Annotated in this window: 16 protein-coding genes; all 16 read left to right on the top strand. The window is 69.6% G+C overall.

Translation table 11 applies throughout. The features are described 5' to 3' along the window. The first annotated feature begins 198 nt into the window (after window positions 1-198). Complete coding sequence (locus tag LzC2_RS15390) at window positions 199-1,173, top strand: hypothetical protein (protein ID WP_171188582.1); 975 nt, start codon at window positions 199-201, stop codon at window positions 1,171-1,173. 253 nt (window positions 1,174-1,426) lie between these two features. Then, entirely contained in the window at window positions 1,427-3,868 is a 2,442-nt protein-coding gene (locus LzC2_RS15385) for a tetratricopeptide repeat protein (RefSeq protein WP_171188580.1), read from the top strand. Beyond that, window positions 3,865-4,317 (top strand): flagellar protein FliT, encoded by a 453-nt coding sequence (gene fliT / locus LzC2_RS15380; protein ID WP_171188578.1) that lies wholly within the window; start codon window positions 3,865-3,867, stop codon window positions 4,315-4,317. The genes LzC2_RS15385 and fliT overlap by 4 nt, the downstream gene beginning before the upstream one ends. A 40-nt stretch (window positions 4,318-4,357) precedes the next feature. After that, window positions 4,358-4,786, top strand: coding sequence for a flagellar basal body rod protein FlgB (locus LzC2_RS15375; protein WP_171188576.1), 429 nt, complete (start codon window positions 4,358-4,360; stop codon window positions 4,784-4,786). 109 nt (window positions 4,787-4,895) lie between these two features. Then, the gene (flgC, locus tag LzC2_RS15370; RefSeq protein ID WP_171188574.1) at window positions 4,896-5,330 is read left to right on the top strand and encodes a flagellar basal body rod protein FlgC; all 435 of its coding nucleotides are present in this window, start codon (window positions 4,896-4,898) and stop codon (window positions 5,328-5,330) included. Beyond that, entirely contained in the window at window positions 5,330-5,656 is a 327-nt protein-coding gene (gene fliE / locus LzC2_RS15365) for a flagellar hook-basal body complex protein FliE (protein ID WP_171188572.1), read from the top strand. The genes flgC and fliE overlap by 1 nt, the downstream gene beginning before the upstream one ends. Window positions 5,657-5,775: 119 nt before the next feature. Continuing rightward, window positions 5,776-7,401 (top strand): hypothetical protein, encoded by a 1,626-nt coding sequence (locus LzC2_RS15360; protein ID WP_171188570.1) that lies wholly within the window; start codon window positions 5,776-5,778, stop codon window positions 7,399-7,401. Between the two features lie 87 nt (window positions 7,402-7,488). Next, the gene (fliG, locus tag LzC2_RS15355) at window positions 7,489-8,487 is read left to right on the top strand and encodes a flagellar motor switch protein FliG (RefSeq protein WP_171188568.1); all 999 of its coding nucleotides are present in this window, start codon (window positions 7,489-7,491) and stop codon (window positions 8,485-8,487) included. Window positions 8,488-8,593: 106 nt separating this feature from the next. Further along, window positions 8,594-9,370 carry a FliH/SctL family protein gene (locus tag LzC2_RS15350; RefSeq protein WP_171188566.1) on the top strand — a complete coding sequence of 259 codons (777 nt, stop codon included), beginning with the start codon at window positions 8,594-8,596 and terminating at the stop codon, window positions 9,368-9,370. Then, window positions 9,367-10,713, top strand: a complete 1,347-nt coding sequence (locus LzC2_RS15345; RefSeq protein ID WP_171188564.1) for a FliI/YscN family ATPase — start codon at window positions 9,367-9,369, stop codon at window positions 10,711-10,713. Before LzC2_RS15350 ends, LzC2_RS15345 begins: the two co-directional genes overlap by 4 nt. Then, window positions 10,710-11,177 (top strand): flagellar export protein FliJ, encoded by a 468-nt coding sequence (gene fliJ / locus LzC2_RS15340; RefSeq protein WP_171188562.1) that lies wholly within the window; start codon window positions 10,710-10,712, stop codon window positions 11,175-11,177. Before LzC2_RS15345 ends, fliJ begins: the two co-directional genes overlap by 4 nt. A gap of 12 nt (window positions 11,178-11,189) precedes the next feature. Beyond that, window positions 11,190-11,888 (top strand): hypothetical protein, encoded by a 699-nt coding sequence (locus tag LzC2_RS15335; RefSeq protein WP_171188560.1) that lies wholly within the window; start codon window positions 11,190-11,192, stop codon window positions 11,886-11,888. 24 nt (window positions 11,889-11,912) lie between these two features. Then, window positions 11,913-13,577, top strand: a complete 1,665-nt coding sequence (locus LzC2_RS15330) for a flagellar hook-length control protein FliK (protein WP_171188557.1) — start codon at window positions 11,913-11,915, stop codon at window positions 13,575-13,577. A gap of 39 nt (window positions 13,578-13,616) precedes the next feature. Then, window positions 13,617-14,033, top strand: a complete 417-nt coding sequence (locus LzC2_RS15325) for a flagellar hook capping FlgD N-terminal domain-containing protein (RefSeq protein WP_171188555.1) — start codon at window positions 13,617-13,619, stop codon at window positions 14,031-14,033. A gap of 57 nt (window positions 14,034-14,090) precedes the next feature. Continuing rightward, entirely contained in the window at window positions 14,091-15,788 is a 1,698-nt protein-coding gene (locus tag LzC2_RS15320; RefSeq protein WP_171188553.1) for a flagellar hook-basal body complex protein, read from the top strand. A 78-nt stretch (window positions 15,789-15,866) separates the two neighbouring features. Further along, a complete protein-coding gene (locus LzC2_RS15315) occupies window positions 15,867-16,049 on the top strand; it encodes a flagellar FlbD family protein (protein WP_171188551.1) in 183 nt (60 codons plus the stop codon). Window positions 16,050-16,094 lie beyond the last annotated feature (45 nt).

Raw genomic sequence — 16,094 nt, 5'->3', positions numbered from 1 at the left:
GAACCGCCCCGCCCGCCCGCGTTCTGCGGACAGAGTGCGGGGGACGCGGTCGGCCGGCGAAACCCCGGGTCGAGTTCCGCCGGAACGGCCGGCGAACATCCCGGGTGAGGGGAGGAACGCGACGGCGAGTTCGGCTTCACCCGGTGGGCCGGGGACGGAGACGGCGCGGGCTCAACTTCCCAGGGAAGGACCCCTCGAATGACTCTGCTCCGTTGTTTCGGCGCGGCGCTCGCGCTCGGTCTGGCCACCACGGCCAACGCCGGCATCTTCAACTTCGGTTGTGAGAAGAGCTGCGACTGCACCGCCGCCTGCCAGCCCGAATGCTGCGCCCCCGCCGTCGGCACCCCCTGCTGTGCCAGCCCGGGCGCCTACGGCTGCCTCGGCTCCAAGCCGGCCTGCTGTGATTCCGCCTGTGCCCCGGCGAGCTGCTGTGCTCCCAGCGGCTGCGTCGCCGGCGGCGCCGGCTGCGTCGATCCGTGCAACACCTGTGCCGCTCCCTGCGGCACGGCCTGTGCGACCGACTGCTGCGTCGATCCGTGCAACACCTGCGCCGCCCCTTGCGGCACGGCCTGTGCGTCCGATTGCTGCGTCGATCCGTGCAACACCTGCGCCGCTCCCTGCTACAGCGCCCCCTGCGACAGCGGCCGCTGCTTGCTGGATCCGCTGGGCCTGTTCTCCAAGAACGACTGCTGCGATAGCGGCTGCAACACCTGCGCCGCCCCTTGCGGCACGGCCTGTGCGTCCGATTGTTGCGACGGCGGCTCTTGCTTCGGCAACGGTCGCAGCCTGCTGGACCCGCTGGGCCTGTTCTCCAAGAACGACTGCTGCGACAGCGGCTGCAACACCTGCGCCGCCCCCTGTGCCTCCGACTGCTGCGACAACGGCTCCTGCCTGCCCAAGCTGGGCAGCTGCGGCGGTCTGCTCGGCAAGCTGTTCGGTCATAAGGACAGCTGCGACAACGGCTGCTGCGATGCTGGTTGCGGCTCCAACGGCTGCGGCTCCGTCGCCGCTCCGATGACCTACGGCGTCGCCCCGGCTCCGTACGCCGGCCGTTCCGTCGTCGCCCCGGCCGCCCCGACCGACCCGGAAGCGTACTTCCCGAGCCGGTTCCGTCGTCAGACCAGTGCCCCGGTTCGCCGGCCCGCCGGCAACCTGTACGGCATGAGCCGCTGAGCTTCGATTCGCCGTCTGCGGAATGTCCGCTCGGCAGCGACTGAGACGAAACGACCTCGCTTCCTCCGGGAAGCGGGGTCGTTTTTTATTGGCATGATCTGACATCGGCTTCGGATCGCCTCAGAACCCGTGGCCTCAGAACCCGCGGAGCGTGATGTTCCGCCACGAACCGCCGTTGACCGTCGGAGCGGCCGGTCGCTAACACCGAACGGCTCTGAACCGTTCCGACCGCCGATCCACCCGTCTCCTCGCGTTGAAATTCCCACTGCCATCGGCCTCGACCGCGGCCAAGGCGCTCCTCGTCATGGGGACGATGGGAGCAGGCGCGTACGGCGTCCATTGGGCGAGGCCCGTCTCGCGACCGCCGGGGGAGCGGTTGACCGAAGCGTTGGAGCTGATCGACGCCCACCCGCCCCCGTTCGGTCTCGCCACCGTCGAGGTCGCAGAGGACATTCTTGCCCGGGGACGCGCCGCGGCGCTGGCGGCGCCGCTGTTGGGGGAGGAGACGAAGGGGGTGCGTCCCGGCCCTCCGCCGATCCTGCCGGACGTTCCCGGCGCCGCGGCGTACGTCGTCGGATTGGAAGCGTTCGGCCGGGCCTCCGAGGACCGTGCCGAGGACGCCACCGCCGCGGCCTATCTGCTTCGAGCCGAACGGGAAGGCGTCCCCCCGCCCCGTCGTCACCGCTTCCTCGTTGCCACGGGTCTCAGTCTGCTGAGGGCGGGCCGTCCGTCGTTGGCGTTCGTTCGGCTCGAGCGGGCGATGCAGCCGCAGAACACTGCGGGGGTGCTTGAACTCGCGGACCGGTCGGCTTTGTGGGCCGGGTTGGTGGACGCGGCGCTGCGAGACGGGCGAGCGGAAACGCTTGCCGCGGCTTGGGTGCGCCTCGCGTCGGCGCCCGTGCCGGATTCCTCCTCGCATGCGGCGGACCTGTTCCGGGCCCGTGGTCGAATTGCGGTGGAGCGAAAGGACGCGTCCGCGGCGGCCGATGCGCTCAATCAACTCCAGCGGGTCGGCGGGCGGGGCGGAGAATTGGCGGTTCGTCTGGCTTTGCTAACGGACGACCTACCGGCGGCGCGGGTGGCTCTCCCCCCGGTTCCCCGATTCCCGCTGCCCACCGACGTCACTCCCCTGCTCCTGCATGGCCGAGTCGAGGAAGCGTCGGGCGATCTGCAATTGGCTCTGGTCCGTTATCACGCGGCGGCGGAAACGGCCCCCGATACCGCCGATGCGCTGTCGGCCCGGTTGGCGGAGGCCCGAATGTTGACGGCGACCGGTCGCTTTGAGGAGGCGGAGGAGGCGCTGGCGCTCGCCGTCGAGCAAGCGTCCGTCATGAATGACGAGGCGTCGGAGTCTTTGGGGGATGAACTCCAGCGGGCTTGCGAGGGGGCGATCCGAGCCGCCGCCGACTCTCCGAACGGGGTCGCGCATTGCGTGGCGCTGTGTGACACGGTCGAGCCGGCGCTCGGGGCGCCGCTGGCTCGTCGCTTGAAGGCGGAAGTGCTGGGAGCGGCCGCGGGAGAGGATCCTGCCCGATCGGCCGCCGCCGCCCGGGCCTTCGCCGCTTGGGCGACCGTCGAACCGGACCGCGATCGCAGACGCCTCGCCCTGCTTTCCGCTTCGCGAAACTATCGACGCGCCGGCGAACCAGCGGCGGCGCTCGCGCAGTTGGATCGCGTCCCGCTGACGGGCGACGCCGACCCGGGCGGTTTGCGGTTGGAACGGGCCGAGCTGCTGCTGGATCTCGGTCAGGCCGCGGAAGCCCGCACGGCCGCCGATGCGTTGGTGCACGATCTCCCGTCCGATCCGGCGACCCCCGCCGCGCGCGTGCTGATCGGGCGAGCCGCGCTGGAGGCCGGCGATCCGGAAGGGGCCGAGGCGGCCTGGACGGCGGTCTTGAAAGACTCCGGCCTGACCCCGGCCGCCGCGGAATGGCGCGAGAGCCTCTTCGCCCGCGCTCAGCTCGCGGCCGGCCGGGCGCAGGCGGCCGTGCCGCCCGTCGCGCTGCCGGACGCCACGGCGGGAGACGACGTCGGCGCCGCGTTGACCGCCGCCGCAAAGCTGCTGGGCGAATGCCTCGCCTATTACCCGGACGATCCGGCTGCCGACGTTGCCCGACTCGCGCGGGCCCGCTGCCTGCTGGCCCGTCAACAACGTCTCGACGCGACGGAATCGCCGGTCGACCCGCTCAACAAACCGCGCCGCGACGCCCTGATCGCCGCGGACCTGACGGCCGCGCTGGCAGACTTTCGTGAAGTCGAAAGCGGGTTGCGAATCGAAGCCGCAAACGCCGATCCCTCGCCCGCGGAGGTCGCCCGGCTGCGTTTGGCGCGCCTTGGAGCCGCGGAATGCCTCACGCGGTTGGGAAGACCGGAGGCCGGCGCCGTCGCGGTGGCGGCCGCGGTGGACCAGGACCCGTTGAGCGTTCGCAGCGCCGCCGCGTTACTGGATCTCGCCGCCGCTCGCCGGGCCTCAGGCGACGAAGAAGGCGGGCGCCTCGCCGCGGAACAGGCCCGGCTGACGATGACCCGCTTGCCGGAGGAATCGCTCGCCCCCGCAGCCTCCCCGCTGAGCCGGGCGGAATGGGATCGCTTGTTCTTGCTCGCCCGCCGTTCGACCGAAGCGGAGGCGGGCAGGGCGGATGCGGACGGTGCGGGCGGGGACGACCCGCCCCCCGCTCGGAACGCCGCCCCGTGAACACCGCCACGGACACCTCCGCCGCAGAAACCTTCATCATCGGATCGAACGCCGTGACCGACCTCACTCCCGCCGCCGCCGCCGCCGCCGCCGCCGCCGTCGGCGGACTGCTGGATCGCCTCGAACAATTATCCGCTGCGCAGACCGCAGCGTTGGCGGCCGGCGACGACGATCGGTTGCTCGCGGCCCTCGGCGAGAAACAGGCGGCGCTGGATGCGGTCGACTTGCCTCGCCTGTTGCGAGCAAGCGGTCAACAGCGTGTTGCCGCCCTGAAGGCTCGCATCGAATCGATCTTGAACGCGGACGGCCAAGCGCTGGCAATCGCAACCAGCCGACGCGACGAACTGGCCGGCGAACTGTCGTCTCTGGGATCCGCGAACGCGGCTCAGGGCGCGTACGGCGGCGGTTCGCCCGCCCCGACACGCAGCCGTCTCGACATCGCGGGCTAATCCCTTCGCCCGTCCCCGCATTCCCTCATAGGTCTTCGCCATGTTCGATTCGCTGCTGTCCGCCGGTTCGGTGCCTCTGCTGGAGCGGCAGGCGGTGTGGGGCGAGGTGCGGCACAACGTGCTGGCGGGGAACCTCGCGAACATCGACACCCCCGGCTATCGACCGCGGGACCTTGATCCGAAAGCCTTCCAGGAAGCGTTGCGACAGAGCGCCGCCGCCAATGTCCCCGGCGCCGGGGAGAGCCGGTACTCCCCCCCGCATGATCCGCTCGCCGGCGGCGTGCCGGAGGATCTGCTCACCGCGACCGATCGCCCCGGCGGAGACCTCACGTTTCACGACGGCTCCGCCCGCAGCGTGGAGCGTGAGGTGCTGACGCTCACCCGCAACTCCATGCAGCGGCAGGCCGCGATCCAGCTGATGGGCGCCCAGATGGCGATGCTGCAAGCCGCGATCACCGAACGAGCGTGACGTTGTTCAAGGTTCCAGGTTGAAGGTGGAAAGAGCGTCCTGTCGGCTCGCTTCGACTTCTTTCGTCACAGAACTTTGTCCTTTCACTTTCAACCTTCAACTCGAGTCCATGTTCCAAGCCTTCGACGTCTCCACGTCCGCCCTCGTCGCTCAGCGGGCGCGGCTCGATACGATCGCGGGCAACGTGGCTAACGCCAACTCGACGCGCGACGAAAGCGGCCGGGCGGAACCGTTCCGCCGGCGGTTCGTGCAATTCGCCGCGGCGGAGATGGGGGCGGCGGGAACCGGTTCGACCTCCGGGGCGCCGCGGACAGCGACGGGCGTGCAGTTCGAGGTGAAGACCGACGAAACCACGCCGCTGCGTGCCGTCCACGCCCCCGGTCACCCGGACGCCGGCCCGGACGGCATGCTGATGCTGCCAAACGTGGATTTGACCAGTGAGTTCGTGAACGCGGTCGAGGCCGCCCGGGCCTACGAGGCGAACGTGACCGCGGTGGAACTCAGCAAACAGGTCGCCGAACAAAGCATGAGGATCCTCGGCTGATGTCGCCGCTTACGCTCTCACCGCCGCCTTCGTTCCCCGGTACGTCGATCACCGGCGCCGCCGGACTGGGTTCCTCGCTGGCTCCCGTCGCGACTCCCGGTTCCGGGCCGGATTTCGCTTCGTTGCTGGCTGACGCCGTCAACGGCGTGAACGCCAACGCCCAGGCGGCCGACAATCTCTCGACGCGCGCCCTGCTCGGAGAAGACGTCACGCAGGCGGAGGTCTTCACCGCTGTGAAGAAGGCCGACCTTTCGCTCCGCATGATGATCTCCGTGCGGAACAAGCTGCTGGAAGGTTGGAAGGAACTGCAATCGATGCAGGTGTGACGCGGGCCTCGTTCGCGTCGGGCTCCGCCTAAGCCGCTCTTCGCGCAGCTGCGGGTTCGGCGTTCCGTCTCGTCGAGGGATGAACTACACCGCCACGCCCTTCCCCGCCCGGCCGCGCCGTGAACAGCCTGTCGGACAGCTACGAGAAAGCCAAAGCGTTCGTTCTCGATCTCCCGCCCAGCGGGCGGTGGACGCTGATCGGCGTGCCCCTGGCGTTGATGGCCGGATTCGCGTTGCTGATGACCGGGGGCGTCGGTTCGTCGGACGAGGCGCCGGTTTCCTGGGGCAAGGTGTTCGCCTCGAACGAGCTGCGGAGCGCCGAACAGGCCCTCATCGAAGCCGGGCTGACCGACTTCCGCACCCACGGGCAGCGCATCTTCGTCCCCGCCGCTGAGGTGGACACCTACAACGCGGCGCTGATGGTCGACGGCCATTTGCCGGGCGATTCGCTCAGCGAGTTCGAGCGGCAATTCGATAAGGCCGGCATCTTCACCTCCCGCGAACAGCTCGCCGAGTTGCGGAACATCGCGTTGCGGAAGGAGGTCCGCAAAACGCTCGTCGCCGTGAAGGACATCGAGGCCGCCGACGTGCTGTGGAGCGTGAAAGAGACCGGGGAATGGCCCCGCCGCGAGAAGAAGACCGCCGCCACGGTCAGCCTGATGCCCAAGCGCTCGGGCGGGCTGTCAGCAGAACGCGTGGCGAGCATCCGCAGCGCCGTCGCCGGCATGGTGCCGGATCTTGCGGAGGAAGACATCACCGTCCTCGATCAATCGACCGGCAAGGCACACGCCTTCCAGGCGGACGGTCCGTTGGACGACCGCACGCAGCAGGCTCTCGCCGCCCACACCCGCCGCTATCGCGACACGATCTCGCAGGCGCTCGCCTACATCCCGGGGGCGTTGGTGAACGTCTCCGTGGATCTCGACGCGATCCGCCGCGAAGTGGAACGCAGCCAATCGGTCGATAATAAGCAAACGGTCACGGTCGAAGTCGCCGAGAGCGGGCGGACCCGTACCTCCAATCAAACTCGTCCGCAGGGCGAGCCGGGCGTCGCCAGCAACCAGCCGGCGAGCGTTACCGCACCGGCCGGGCCGCTGACGCAAACGCAGGACGAACAGACCGATTCGAGTCTCCGCGTCGTCCCCAGTTGGACGACGACGGAGCGCGAACGGCGTGACCCGATGCCGGAGGCGGTCCGGGTCGCCGTCTCGATTCCTGAGAGCTATCACGAAGCGATCGCCGCTGGCCGCGGCCTCGCTCCCGGCGAAGACGACGCCTCGAAAGCGGCCTATGTTCAAGCCGTCGACGCGATTCGACTCGCGGAAGAGGAGAAGGTCCGAGAACGGGTGACGACGCTCCTGCCGGCGAATTCCCCGCAAACGGCGGTGCATGTCACGACCGTCACCCCGATCGAGCCGAACGTGCCGGTCGTCGCCGTCCCTTGGACGAACGTGCTCGGCGACTTGGCCTCGCGCTGGGGATCGACCGCGGCGTTGTGTGCGGTGGCGATCGCCGGACTGTTCGTGCTTCGCCGAGGCATGAAACTGCCCGAACCGGCGCCGCCCGTCGAACTCCCGCGGAGCGCAGATCGCCCGGGAATCGCCGGTCGAATCGGCCCCGGCGGCGTGGCCGAAGAAGACGACGAGGAGCCGCAAACGCCCCGCGACCGCGTCGCCGCGCTCGCGGCGAAAGACCCCGAAGCGGTCGCTGCGGTCGTCGGCAGCTGGCTTCGAGACGCTGCCTGACTCCCGTCTGACTTCTGTCTGACTCCCGCTGCGGGAGTCGCCGACTCTCCCCGACCTCCCTGATCGTCCCGTCCGTCGATGCCGCGCATGTTCAGCGATGCCCGAAAAGCGGCCGTGCTCTTGCTGTCGTTGGATCGAGCGGAGGCTCAGAAGGTGCTCGCCCTGCTGCCGAAGCGTGCGGTGGAGGCCGTCAGCGCTGAGATCGTTCGGATCGAGGAGGTCACTTCCGATCAGCAGGCCACGGTGCTGGCGGAGTTTGAAGCCCGGCACGCCGCTCGGGTGAAAGTCGAACGCGGCGGTCTGGCGGGGGCGGAGGAGTTGCTCGCCGGCAGCCTCGGGGAGGACGCGGCCCGGGAGGTCGTGGAGAACCTGCGGCAGAATCTCGACAGCGTGCCGTTCTCGTTCCTGCAGAAGGCGGGCGCCGACAACCTGCTCACGTTCGTCGCGGAGGAGCACCCGCAGACGATCGCCCTGATCCTCTCCCACCTGCCCGCCGGTCTGGCCGCGGAGGTCATCAGCGGTCTGACTCCGGACAAGCAAATCGAAGTCATCCGCCGCGTCGCCGGGATGGAGCAAACCAGCCCGGACGTCGTGGAAGAAGTCGAGTCGAGTCTGCGGCGCCGCATGACCAGCACCTTCGATCAGACGCTGGAGAAGGCCGGCGGGGCGCCGCGGGTGGCGGAGATCCTGAACGTCACCGATCGAATGACGAACAAGGGCATTCTCGAATCGCTGGATCGCGACGACGCGGATCTCGCGGACCAGATTCGCCGTTTGATGTTCGTGTTCGACGACCTGTTGAAGCTGGACAACAAAGCGATTCAGGCTCTGCTGAAAGAGGTCGAAAACAGTCGCTGGGCGATTGCGTTGAAGGGCGCCGGGCAGGAACTGACCAACAAGGTGCTCGGCAACCTCTCCCAGCGGGCGGCCGATATGCTGCGGGAAGAGATGGAGTACCTCGGGCCGGTGAAACTGTCCGAGGTCGAAGCGGCGCAGGGGGCCGTCGTCGACACGGTTCGTCGTCTGGAGGACACCGGCGAGATCACCGTCGGCAGCGGCGGCGAGTCCGAGCAGTACGTTTCCTGAACGACATCCGCTTTGGACTCGACTTCTACCGGCCGCCTCCCCGATCGCCGAATCCTTGCAGAAGCCGATGTAGCCCAATCGTGAGGCGATCTGCTAACGGTTCGCGGTGCCCGTCGCCGTTCCCCCCGCCCGCGTTCTCAAACTCGACCGGCCGCACGGCCAGCCCGGTGAGGGTCAGGCGGCGCCAGGAGAGGACGGGCGGCGTCCGAACGATTGGAACCTGTCGGACTTCGAATCGGACTGCGACGAACGGCTCGACGCCGTCCGGTCCCGTTGCCGCGGCCTGCTGAGCGAAGCGATCGCGGAGGCGGAGGAACTCAAATCGAAGGCCCACGCCGACGGCCTCGCCGCCGGGCGGGCCGCGGGATTGGCGGACGCGGAGAACCGAATTGCGGAGGCCGCCGCCGCGGAGGCCGAACGTCTCGCCGGAATTCGCCTCGCCGCCGCCCTGCCGCCGCTGAAGACGCTGACGACGGCCTATCGCACCGAGCAGGAACGCTGGCGAGCAAACTGGGAACGCGACGCGATCGCCCTCGCCTGTGCGATCGCCGGTCGATTGCTGGGCCGCGAACTCGGCACGAATCCCGCCGCCGCGGGGGATCTCGCCGCGGAAGCGCTGGCCGCGGCTGCCGGGGCCAGCGCGCCGGCGGTCACGATGCACCCGGAGGATCTCGCCGCCTTGGGAACGACGTTCACTGAGGAGATCCTCGCCGCCTTGGGCGCAGGAGCCGTTCTGAACGGCGATGCAACGCTGAGCCGCGGCGACTGCGTGATCCGAAGCGCCGGCGGGGTGATCGACGGACGGCTTGCAGCTCGGCTGGACCGAATCGCCGCCGAACTGCTGCCGCCCGAGGAAGCGCCGTCGGCCGGAGTCGGGGCGTGAACGTCGCCGGGACGCGCTATGCGGCTCGTCTACGGCGGGCCGTCTCGGTCGGACTGACCGGCTCGGTCGCTCGACTGACCGGAGCGGGCGCCGTGTGTGCGGGTCTGCCGGCTCCGGTCGGCGCCGAGGTCTCCTTCGCACCGACGGCGGGGCCGGCCGTCGACGGAGTGGTCACCGGGTTTCACGGCGGCGAAACGTTCGTGATGCCGTTTGCGGACCTCGCCGGCGTCCGCCGTGGGGATCGGGTTCGACTGGTCCGAGGCACCGGCGATCTGTCGGTGGGCGAAGGGCTGATCGGCCGGGTGCTGGACGGTCGCGGCCGGGTGATCGACGGCAAACCCGCCCCGCCCCGCCCCGATGCGGCCGATCCCAACGCCGCCCCGCCGTCGGCGCTGGGGCGGCCTCCCATCAGGCAGAAATTCGACACAGGCGTCCGCGTCATCGACGGGCTGTTGACTGTCGGCCGCGGGCAACGCATCGGCCTGTTTGCGGGCAGCGGCGTGGGCAAGAGCACGCTGCTGGCGCAACTCGCCCGCGGGGCCGACGCAGACGTGTCGGTGCTGGTGCTCGTCGGCGAACGAGGCCGTGAGGTCCGGGAGTTTCTCGACCACGATCTCGGCCCCGACGGCTTGCAGCGGAGCGTGGTCGTCGTGGCCACGGGCGACGAACCCGCGGCGGTACGACTGCGGGCGGCCCTGACCGGAACCGCGATTGCGGAGTACTTTCGCGACCGCGGACGATCGGTTCTGCTGATGCTCGACAGCGTGACCCGGCTGGCTCAAGCCCAACGCGAGATCGGCCTCGCCGCCGGCGAACCGCCCGCCACCCGCGGCTATCCGCCCAGCGTGTTCGCGCTGCTGCCCCGCTTGTTGGAACGCAGCGGACCGGGCGGCGCCGGCTCGGGTTCTCCCGGGTGCATCACGGCGTTCTACACCACCCTCGTGGACGGCGACGATCCGAACGAACCGATCGCCGACGCCGTGCGCGGGACGTTGGACGGACACGTCTGGCTATCGCGATCGCTGGCCGAATCGAATCACTTCCCCGCGGTCGACGTGCCTGGCAGTTTGAGCCGGCTGATGGCCCAACTGGCCGCCCCGGATCACGCCGCGGCCGCCGGGCGGGTGCGTTCGCTGCTGGCGTCGCATCGCGAGGCGGAGGATCTGATTCGGATCGGCGCCTATCAGGCGGGCAGCAGTCAGACGGTCGATGCCGCGGTAAGGATGAAGCCCGCGATCGACGCCTTTTTGCGGCAACGGCCGGACGAGTCGACGCCCGCGGCGGACGCGGTCGCCGCGCTGCTCGCCCTGGCGGCCGCTGCCGATGCGGGGGCGGCTCAGTGACCCGGTTTCGCTTCCGATTCGCCGTCGTGTTGAAGGCCCGCGAGCGCACGCGCGACTCCGCCCGTGCCGCGCTTGCCGACGCCTTGCGAACGCTGAACGATGCGGAGCAGTCTCGCCGCGAGACGTTGGCGCAGATGAAGGCGGACAGCGCCGAGCTGGCCGCGGCGACGGCCGGCGGACGGGTCGATGCCGCGGATTGGATCGCCCGCCGGCGGCACTTCTCCGTGTTGGACGCCGATCGGTCGGCCGGCGATGCCAAGGTGGCTGACGCCGCAATCGCGGTCGCGACGGCTCGCACGGCGCTCGTCGCGGCGGATCGCGACGTGGCCGCCTTGGAGACCCTCCGCGACCGCGACCGCGACGCGCATCGGCATGCGGAACTGGCCGCGGAGCAGCGGGCGTCCGAGGACCTGTTCACCGCGTCCGCCGCTGCCGAGTCGTTCGGCGAGACCGCACTCCATTAAGCAGAGAATCGAATGGGACGCACGCTTTCGACGTTGATCGGCACAATCTGCGTGGCGACGGTCGCCACGCAGGCGATCGCCCTCGCCGTGCTCGCCTGGCATGGTCGACTGACTGCGGACTCCTGGGACGAAATCGTCGCCGCGCTGGACGGCGTCCCGGGGACCGAGGTCGCGATACAGGAATCCGACGAGGAGGCAGCGAACGAGGAACCCGCGGGCATCGGCACGCGCATGCCGACGTATGAAGAGGTGCTCGAACGCCGGGCGACGGCGGCCCTCCAGCTGGCGGATCGCACGGAGCAGCTCCGCGCCGCGGCCCGAGCCGTCGCCGCGGAAGCGGACGCCGTCGCGGCCGATCGGAGGCAGCTCGCCGCGGATCGAGCCGCGTTCGCCGCCGGTCTGGCGAAGGCTCGCGATGAACTGACGTCGGAAGCGACGGAGCAGACGCGAGGTCTGCTCAAAGGCATGGGGTCGAAGAAAAGCGTCGAATATTTGATGACTTTGCCGGACCTGTCGGTGGTGACGCTGCTGAAGGGTCTGGACGAACGGACGGCGTCGAAAGTGCTGGCCGACTTTGCCGCGGGGACCGAACAGGAGAAGGCGAAGGGGGCCGCGGCGTTCGCCGCCCTCCAAGCCGGACAGCCCGAAGCCTCGGCGTATGACGCCGCGGCATCGGCTGACCCTGACCCGTCCGGTGATCCGGGCGGCTGATCGCCCCCCGCACATCGCCGGCCCGTGTCGCTGCCCCCGTTCGCCACCGCAGTCGGCCCGACGGCCTCGCCGGTCTCCGGCGTCACGGCCCCTTCCGCGGAACGCCTCTCACCAGGGAAGCTGCAGGGCGCCGGAGCGGCCCCCGGCGTGAGTGCGGGGAACGAGGTCGCGGTCGATCCCTCATTCGCCGCGCTGCTCGCGCAGCTGTCTCCCCCCCCGGCGATCGAACCGCCGCCGGGCGTCGCTCTCGCGGGGGGCACGGCTGCCGTGGGGTCGGCGTCGGAGTCGCTCGACGCCGTCGCCTCTTTGATCGCTGGATTGCTCGACCCGGCAGCGACGCCGGCCGGGGCCGAGGGGGACGAGGTTGTGCTGCCGGCGGCGCTCGCCGGTCTGCCCGGCCAATCGATCGAGGCGCTCCCGCCGGGCCCGCCCCCGCCGCCGACTCAGAACGTGACGGAGTCCTCGGCGAGCGGTCAACTTCCCTCGCTCATAGATGGCATCCCTCTGCCGGTCGGGACGGCGTCGCCTGTTGAAGCACCGGCCGGGGAGACTGCATTCCCCCCGACGATCCCGGGCGATCCGCAGGCGGAACCGTCGGCGATTGGGCGAGCGGCGCCACAGACAGATCAGGATCCGACCGCGACGACCGTCGCGTCCCCGTTGGATGCCGCGGCGGTCACGGCGCCGGCGACGCTTTCTCAAGCAGCGGCGGTCGCTCCCCCCGAGGGGCTGCGCGGCCCGGGCGGGGGCCTGGCTTCCGCGGGTTCGGATGCAGGCCAGCGGAGAACGACCGCCCGGCCGTTCCCGGGAACCTCGACGGCTGCCAACGCCGGGGGCGGAGCGTCCCCCGCGGCGCCGCCCGGGCTGACGAACCCCTCCGCGGACGCGCTCGTTCCGGTCGAGGATGCGAATCCGACTGTCGCGGCGACCGCCGTCACCCCGGAGGTCGCGAGTCCAGTGACCGCAGCACCCGTCGCCGCGGTTCGCCGAGATCCGAACGGGCCGTCCGCATCGACGATCGATCGTCTGGCGGTCTCGGCTCCGTCGACGGCGGAGTCTGCCGGCGTTCGATCGACCGTTCCGAGCCCGTCGGCCAACGCCTCCGCCGAGATCGTCGCTGACGCCGTCAGCCGGGCGATCGAGCAGAATCGACCGATCCGGGTGCGGCTCGACCCGCCGGAACTGGGGACGGTTCGGGTGGAAGTCTCCGCCGCCTCCAACGGGGACGCCGGCGCCGTGCGGATTCGCCTGAGCGCTGCGGAGCCCGCGGCCCGAGCCGTTTTGGCCGAGGCGCTGCCGCGGCTGCGAGAGACGCTGGCGTCGGCGGGGGTGACGGTCGACGCCGTCGATCTGGACGGACCGACGCGGCCGGAACGGGCGGAGTCGGGCCGGGAAAGCGGCCGGGACGCCGATCGACGCGACGGCGACTCCGGCAACCGTCGCGAATCCGGCGGACGGGGGTCGGAGGAGCGATCCGACGGCGAGGCCGAACAACGCCGTGGGCGAGGCGAACCGTCGGCGGACGAACCTTCGGACCCCGAGGGGACCGGTGACGGGGACTCTGCCGGCGTCGGCGGGGCGGGTGATCCGGCCGCCCCCGTGACCGCCGATGCTGATTGGGGGCGAACGACGGCAGGCTCCTCGAGCGACGGCCGAGCGCCCGCCGGATCGCTGGATATCGCCGCCTGATCTGCTCTTCCACTGCCGACTTCCCTCGGGACGGACCCCGTGAACGAACTTGCCTTCCCGCTGCTCAGTCAGACGCCCGCAGCCGGCGTGAGCGGGCCGGCGGAGGATACGTCCGGCCTGTCGAATCTGACGGCGGACGACTTCATGACGCTGCTGATCGCTCAGCTGCAAAACCAGGACCCTTCCGAGCCGGTCTCGAACGAAGCGCTGTTGGACCAGGTCGCGACCATGCGAGCCCTGCAAGCCGACATCGAGTTGGAAGCCACTCTGGAGGGAAACGCCGGGGCCGCGGACCTGTCCACCGCCGCCTCGTTTCTCGGCAAAGAGGTTCGCGGCTTCATCGGGGCTTCGGAAGTGACCGGGACGGTTTCCCGGGCCTACCTCGCCGACGGCGAAGCGTTCGTGGATGTCGACGGATCTCGATTGCCGCTGACTTCCATCTCTGAAGTCGCCTGAGGGGGCGCCGCCCCCTTCGCCCCCTTTTCCTCCTGACTCGCACCACGGACCGAACCCATGGGCCTGGCCTCCGCCACGACGACCGCCCTGAACGGGATGCGGTTGAACGAGACGTCGATCGACGTGCTCGGCAACAACGTCGCCAACGCGGGGACGCGCGGCTTTAAAAGCAGCGAAGCGTTATTTACGACGCAGTTAGTGACCACGCTCTCCAGCGGCGACGGCCCGAGCGGGGCCAACGGCGGAACGAACCCGCGTCAGATCGGTTTGGGCGGCACCGTCAGCACCATCCGCAAGGACTTCTCGCAAGGGAGCGTGACGACCAGCAACTCCGCCACCGATATGGCGATCGAGGGGGAAGGGTTTTTCGTCATCGAGAACGGCCTCGGCACGCAATTTACCCGTGACGGATCGTTCACCCTCAACCCCGAGGGGAAACTGGTAAACCCCTCGGGCAGTCGAGTGCAGGGTTACGGGATCGACGGCAACTACAACTTGCAAACCGCCGCCCCGACGGACATCGAAATTCCGCTCGGCAAGCTGTATATCGCGGAGGCGACCAGCAACGCCACGTTCACCGGAGCCTTCTTCAGCGGAGGCGAATTAGCGACCAACGGGACGGTGCAAAGCACCATGGCCCTACAGGATGCGAACGGGGGCGGACCCGGCGTACCGGGACCGCCGTCGCCCACGACGCCCCTGGAAGATCTCACCAGCGGGGGCGTGAACCTGTTCACGGCGGGAGACGACATCTCGTTCGGGGGGCGGAAGGGCGATCGCGATCTCGCCCCCCAAGACATCCCGGTGACCGGCTCCACGGTCACCGATCTGATGTCCCTGATGGAGCGTGTGCTGGGCATCCACAACGGTCCGGGGATCCCCAACGACGGATTCACCGGGGATCCCCCGGGGGTCCAACTCGTTGGTGACGCGATCCGCATCACGGGCAACCGGGGAGAGGCGAACGCCCTGCAGATTGTTCCGGGCGACCTCCGCAGCGGCGGCGCCGTCGTCCTCACGCCGTTTCAGACGCAGGCAGACGCCGTCGGCGAGTCGGCCGTGCGGGACATCATCGTCTACGACAGCCTCGGCCAGGAGGTGAACGTCCGCCTCACCGGGGTGTTGGAAGAACGCAGTTCGACGCGGACCGGTTTCCGCTGGTACGCGGACAGCGCCGACGACAGCGGCGGCAACCTCGACATCGGCAGCGGGAAACTGGAATTCGACGGCGTCGGCGACCTGGTGACGGGTCAGGACGGCACGCTGTCCGTGCAGCGGGATCAGACCGCGGCGTTGTCGCCGCTGACGTTGAACCTGGACTTCTCGCAACTCTCGGGTATCTCCAGCACCGCACAGGGCAGTAATTTCATTATGGAAGAGCAGGACGGCGCTCCCCCGGGAACGTTGGTCGACTTCGCCATCGGGGAGAGCGGCGGGATCAGCGGCGTGTTCGACAACGGCCTGCTTCGGCCGCTGGGACGGATCGTCGTCGCTCAATTCTCCAACATTAACGGTCTCGTCGAAGGCGGCGGCGGAACCTTCCGCGAAGGCCCGAACAGCGGTCCCGCCCGCATCACGGCGCCCGGCGCCTTCGGCGCCGGACTGCTGCGGGCCGGCGCCGTCGAGCTGTCCAACACGGACATCGGCAAGAACCTCGTGGACCTCATCATCGCCAGCACCAACTACCGGGGGAACGCCCGGATCATTTCCAGCACGCAGGAATTGACCGACGAACTGCTGCGGCTCGGCCGGTAAGCCTCCGGGTGAGGCGATTCCGGTCGGCTCCGCGGCGTCGGTCGGATCCGTCCGCCCTGTCACCCTCCCCACGCACCCATGATTCCGCTGACTCGACTGTCCGGCGAACGCTTTCTACTCAACGCGGAGTTGATTCGTACCGTCGAAAGCCGCCCCGACACGTTCCTGACCCTCACCACGGGAGAGCGACTCGTCGTCCGAGAGGCTCCGGAGCAAGTCGCGGGACGCGTCCTCGGCTGGCGCCGGGCCGCAGCCCATTAATTCAAGTTCTGATCGAGTCGACGCCCCCGCGGCGTCCCCCACGTC

The organism is Alienimonas chondri (assembly GCF_013036045.1).
Taxonomy (GTDB): Bacteria; Planctomycetota; Planctomycetia; order Planctomycetales; family Planctomycetaceae; genus Alienimonas; species Alienimonas chondri.
This window is presented reverse-complemented; position numbering and strand designations above follow the sequence as displayed.